The sequence below is a fragment of the Shewanella sp. 11B5 genome, from assembly GCF_002836795.1.
Lineage (GTDB): Bacteria > Pseudomonadota > Gammaproteobacteria > Enterobacterales > Shewanellaceae > Shewanella > Shewanella frigidimarina.
Genome location: NZ_PJAP01000527.1, coordinates 1 through 5,505, shown reverse-complemented (window position 1 = coordinate 5,505; position 5,505 = coordinate 1). Strand labels below are relative to the sequence as shown.

The following is a 5,505-nucleotide window of genomic DNA, read 5'->3' as shown; positions in this document are numbered from 1 at the left end:
AGCAGGCTTGTCATCTAATCCAGCCAGTAGACTGTCGAGATCATCGTCATCTTCAAGAGGTTCAAGATCAGAATCTTGATCTTCCATCGCCTCTGCCCATAAATCATCTAATGAGGTCCCTTCCTCATCTTCTATTTCTGTTTCTGTTTCACTAACAAACATATCTGATGCCATATCCATTTCGGCATCACCTTCCATTTGGATTTCAGGCTGTAAATCTACGCTGTCTAAATCCAATAAATCATCAATTGACTCTTCATCGTTTGAATCTAAATGGACCACAATATCATCAGAGTCATCTAAGTCATCGCGGTCTGTTGCAGCTGCAGACTCTTGTTCAGACTGGGTTGCTGTTTTTACTTCAGACTGCTGATTTTTTTTATTACGGCGACTAAGTAACCAGAAAATAAGTCCGAATATAATTAACAGAGGAATCGATGCGGCAATGATCAACAAAATGGTGTTATCCATTAGGCTGCGCCAAAAGTCAGTGGGTTCTTCTACAACGGGTTCCACATTTTCAGTTTGATCTACAAGTTTTTTATTTTCTAAACTTAAGCCTTCATATTTCTCGCGTAATAGTTGTAGATCTTCTTCAAGCGAGGAAATGTTTAATGACATTTGTTCAATTTTGTTTTTCAACACTTGATTGTCATTGTTGCTGACCATTAATTCATCTTGTGCACGCGCAAGCTCATCGGTCAGCATCAAGGTTTTTGCATTGGCTTTATCTAAGGTGCTATTGAGGTCATTTACGACAACGGCATTGGCCTCTGTAATCGCTTTGGTTTGTACTTCTACAGCAGGTGTTTGCTGCACTATTTGCAGTGGTTTTGAAACGGTAGGCTTTTTAGGCGTTTCGACTATAGGAGATTGAATAGGTTTATTATTAATGACGGGACGAGGCTGTGTTTGTCTGCTAGCACGGCGGTCATCTTGTTCTGCACGGCGTTTAGCGACATCATTGGGAATAGCGGCTATTACATCAACAGAAGGAACAAGTAATATCATCCCTCGCTCTAATGTATTGTAATTATTACCACTAAAAGCATGTGGATTAGCGTCAAACAACGCTGCCATCACTTGGTAAACACTGACCTTATCGCTGGGTCTGACTTTTTGCGCAATACTCCAAAACGTATCTCTTGATGTTGTTGGACCATATTGGCGTTTCGCTTGTTGTTTAACCTCACCATTGGGGCCAGTAATTTTGAGCGTTTCTGCATGCGCAGACTCAATAATTTGTACACTGGTTAAGCCAACGGCTGTGCAGGCAATCAAACCCACAATATATGAAGTACGCAAAGTCATCCCATCCTTCCCTTTTAGCGCTATTGAGTTACCGGCTTGGCAACAGGCTTTAGGCAATTTTTATCGTTAATATTATGGTCGTTAACTGTATCTAGTCACATCAATCGTGAGCCAATTTTGCAGGCGTTTTCAATGCTATTGATGTTAAAAATGATATGTTTACGACTATAAACTAGATTCACCGCACCTGCTACTATTGGGCTCAGTAAAACGGAAAAAGCCTGCGCATTGCAGGCTTTTTAAACTAAATCGCGTTGTTGATTAAGTCATTACACATTGTTAAAGCGTAATTAATAGTAATCTCTAATCAAAATCTCGGCAATTTGTACGCTGTTTAATGCAGCACCCTTACGAATGTTATCGGCAGTAACCCATAAATTTATACCGTGAGAGTGTGAAATATCTTTACGAACGCGACCAACATAAACAGGATCATTACCTGCAGCTTCAGTTACCGCTGTTGGATATTCGCTATCATCATCAAACAATTCTACGCCTGGTGCATCACGTAAAACAGCTTTAACATCTTCTGCATCAACAGGTTGACGAGTTTCAATATGAATAGCCTCAGAGTGACCATAAAAAACAGGCACACGCACAGCCGTTGGATTAACAACAATTTCGTCATCACCAAAAATTTTCTGCGTTTCCCACACCATTTTCATTTCTTCTTTGGTGTAGCCATTTTCCATAAACACATCAATTTGAGGCAATACGTTAAAGGCAATTTGCTTTGGATAAACTGTCGGCTCTGACGGTAAACCTTGCAATAATTTAGCACTTTGACCAGCTAGCTCATCAATCGCCTTTTTACCTGTTCCAGACACTGACTGATACGTCGCCACGTTAATACGTGAAATACCAAAAGCATCATAAATAGGCTTAAGAGCCACTAACATCTGAATCGTTGAACAATTAGGATTAGCGATGATATTGCGATTGCGGAAATCAGCAATGGCTTCTGGGTTAACTTCTGGTATCACCAGTGGCACATCTACGTCGTAACGAAAATGTGAAGTGTTATCGATAACAACACAACCCGCGTCACCCGCAATCGGCGCCCATTTAGCAGACACATCGCCACCAGCAGAAAAGAAGCCAATTTGTGCTTGGGTCCAATCAAACGTTTCTACGTCAAGAATTTCAACTTGTTTACCGTGAAAACTGACCGTTTCGCCAGCACTGCGACTGCTCGCTAATGGAAACAACTTAGCAACCGGAAAATTACGCTGCTCGAGGATCTCAATCATTGTTTGACCCACTGCGCCCGATGCACCTAAAACGACTACATTAAATTCCTGAGACATAATTAACGCTCGACTCCATATTATCCAGTTTGAACAATCAATCTACCTTAGTTTAGTTGTGCTTTACTAGGGTTAATGTACTAAAAAAGCCGACTTTGAAGTGATTTTTTCTCAACTGGCTAAAATTACTGTTTTTTAGGCTCAATCTGCCTTCTATTGGCTATATTGGCCTTATATAATGACACTAATTAATTAAAGCCTAAAGCACTCAACATCGATGGGTCTATCTTACCATCAGATAAATAGTCCATAGATTGGGTTAACGAGATTGCACTATATTCACGACGATAAGTGTGCTTTTTACGCATTAAATCAAAACCTGTAGCTGTTGAGAAACACCCTCTAAAGTTAACGTCGTCGTCACGTAAATCATAAACTAAACGCGACAATTTCAGCAATTGGCTTTCGGTTAAATCACTTTGACTGACAATTTGATTAAATTGAAATGTCGGTAATAAACTCTCCAATGATTTTTTTACCGGAAAATCGAGTAATTCACACCATTTTTGATACAACATAAACGTTCCGCGGGCTTTGCCTTCAAGGCTATAACCAGCAATATGCGGCGTAGCAAACTCTGCCAAGGCGACTAATTCGGCCATTGGGTTAGGCTCACCTTCCCACACATCAAGTACCAGCTTTACGTCATCGCGCTGCTGTTTAAATTTGATCAACGCTCGGTTATCAATCACCTCTCCTCGACAGCAATTTAGTAACCAGGTATTGGGTTTTAACTTATTCAGTCGGGCTTCATCAAATAAGTACCAGGTTTTATGCTCACCGTCTTTGGTGATAGGCACATGCAGACTGATTATATCGGCTTGCTCAATAATAGTGTCTAGTGACACAAACTCACGAGTATCACCTTGCAATGCTTTAATGGGATCGCACAACAATACTTTTAGCCCATAAGCTTGCATACACTTCGCGGCTGCAGTGCCGGTATTACCAGCCCCGACAATCCCCACAACTTTACCGGCTAAAGACTCTCCGAAACGTTGCGCTAACTCCAGCATGGCAATAAATGCGTACTCACCCACGGCCGTCGCATTACACCCAGGAGCATTAGTAAAATAAATATTGCGCAACGAAAGATAATCAACATCTACATGATCGGTACCAATCGTCGCACTACCCACAAATTTCAGTTTATGTGCATTTTTAATTAACTCTGCATTCACTTTCGTCACCGAACGCACCAATAACACGTCGGCATCTTCGACTTGTTTAGGCGTCAAGGTTCGGCCATTTACATATTCAATCTTGCCTAAATAGCCAAACAAGGCATCAACATAAGGCATGTTTTCATCGGCAATTATTTTCATTTGGGTATCTTATTCACTGCGAGTTTAACGACATCACATCGCGATTTTTTATAACCCGTATCTTATACCAAATTCACCTAGTCCGTCATGGCAAATAGCGCTGATTGTTATCGCTGACTAAACCTAGATGCTAGAGCGGACTTCGTCCTGCTAGTTCGCTTCGCGGCTATAAAAGCTAAGCAGTTAACATCAGAAACAACCGACAAATAACTCCGATATACGCTTAAATCGCTTTCGCTTTTATAGCTTCTAGCCGCGAAGCGAACTAGCATCTAGGCATTTAGCCTTTCCATAAGCGCAGCGTTTGCTTGTAATCGCCTGTCACCGATTTTTCTCTAGCCACTTGTTTAAAAGGCAACAAAAAAGCCAGTATCGTTTCCGATGCTGGCTTTGAAATCATTCGCGGGTTAACCCACTAATAACGTTTTATGCTTTAAATTTACGCATGACTAACGTTGCGTTAGTGCCACCAAAACCAAAACTGTTGCTCATAATGGTGTTCAATTCAGCTTCACGCATTTGACGAACGACTGGCATGCCAGCTGCTTTTTCATCTAGGTTGTCAATGTTAATGCTTGGAGCAATAAAACTGTCTTCCATCATAATTAAGCTGTAAATCGCTTCATGAACGCCCGCTGCACCTAAAGCATGACCTGTCATTGATTTAGTCGATGCGATTGGAGGCATGTTATCGCCAAACACTTCACGTAATGCTTCAAGTTCACGCATGTCGCCTACAGGAGTAGAAGTACCATGAGTGTTGATGTAATCAACTGGCGTGTCTACATCTGCAAGTGCCATCTGCATACAACGCACAGCACCTTCACCAGACGGAGCAACCATGTCGTAGCCGTCAGATGTGGCACCGTAACCAACAATCTCAGCATAAATCTTCGCGCCACGTGCTAAGGCATGTTCTAATTCTTCAACAACAACAATTCCGCCGCCGCCAGAAATAACAAAACCATCACGATCTGCATCATATGTACGTGACGCTTTTTCAGGCGTGTCATTGTACTTAGTCGATAGTGCTCCCATAGCATCAAAGCCCATGGTGAGTGTCCAATCAACTTCTTCAGCACCACCAGCAAATACCATATCTTGCTTACCCATTTGGATAAGTTCAACAGCATGGCCAATACAATGAGCAGAAGTGGCACAAGCTGAACTGATTGAATAGCTCGTACCTTTAATTTTAAATGGTGTCGCCAAGCAAGCACTTGCAGTACTAGACATAATACGAGGCACAATATAAGGGCCTACGCGCTTAACACCTTTTTCACGAAGTGTATCAGCTGCCTGAACTTGGTTTTTTGAAGAAGCGCCACCCGTACCAGCAATCAAACCGACACGGAAATTAGAATACTGCTCTTCTGTTAGGTTAGCGTCAGCAATCGCTTCCTGCATAGCAATGTAAGCATATGCAGCAGCATCGCCCATAAAGCGAAGTGCTTTACGATCGATATGATCAGCTGGGTTCATTTTAATGTCGCCCCAAACTTTGCTACGTAATTGCATTTCTTCAAACTGTGCCGAGTGAGTAATACCGCTACGACCCGCTT

Annotated in this window: 4 protein-coding genes; all 4 read right to left on the bottom strand. The window is 41.9% G+C overall.

The window, feature by feature from the left end:
- A partial coding sequence (locus CXF78_RS12425; RefSeq protein WP_308302250.1) for a FimV/HubP family polar landmark protein occupies positions 1 to 1,305 on the bottom strand: 1,305 nt, incomplete at its 3' end.
- A gap of 296 nt (positions 1,306 to 1,601) precedes the next feature.
- Positions 1,602 to 2,618 carry an aspartate-semialdehyde dehydrogenase gene (locus CXF78_RS12420; protein ID WP_011636866.1) on the bottom strand — a complete coding sequence of 339 codons (1,017 nt, stop codon included), beginning with the start codon at positions 2,616 to 2,618 and terminating at the stop codon, positions 1,602 to 1,604.
- Between the two features lie 188 nt (positions 2,619 to 2,806).
- Positions 2,807 to 3,943 carry a 4-phosphoerythronate dehydrogenase gene (locus tag CXF78_RS12415; RefSeq protein ID WP_102036966.1) on the bottom strand — a complete coding sequence of 379 codons (1,137 nt, stop codon included), beginning with the start codon at positions 3,941 to 3,943 and terminating at the stop codon, positions 2,807 to 2,809.
- 426 nt (positions 3,944 to 4,369) lie between these two features.
- Positions 4,370 to 5,505: beta-ketoacyl-ACP synthase I (fabB, locus tag CXF78_RS12410; RefSeq protein ID WP_102036965.1), on the bottom strand; the 1,136-nt coding region annotated here is incomplete at its 5' end.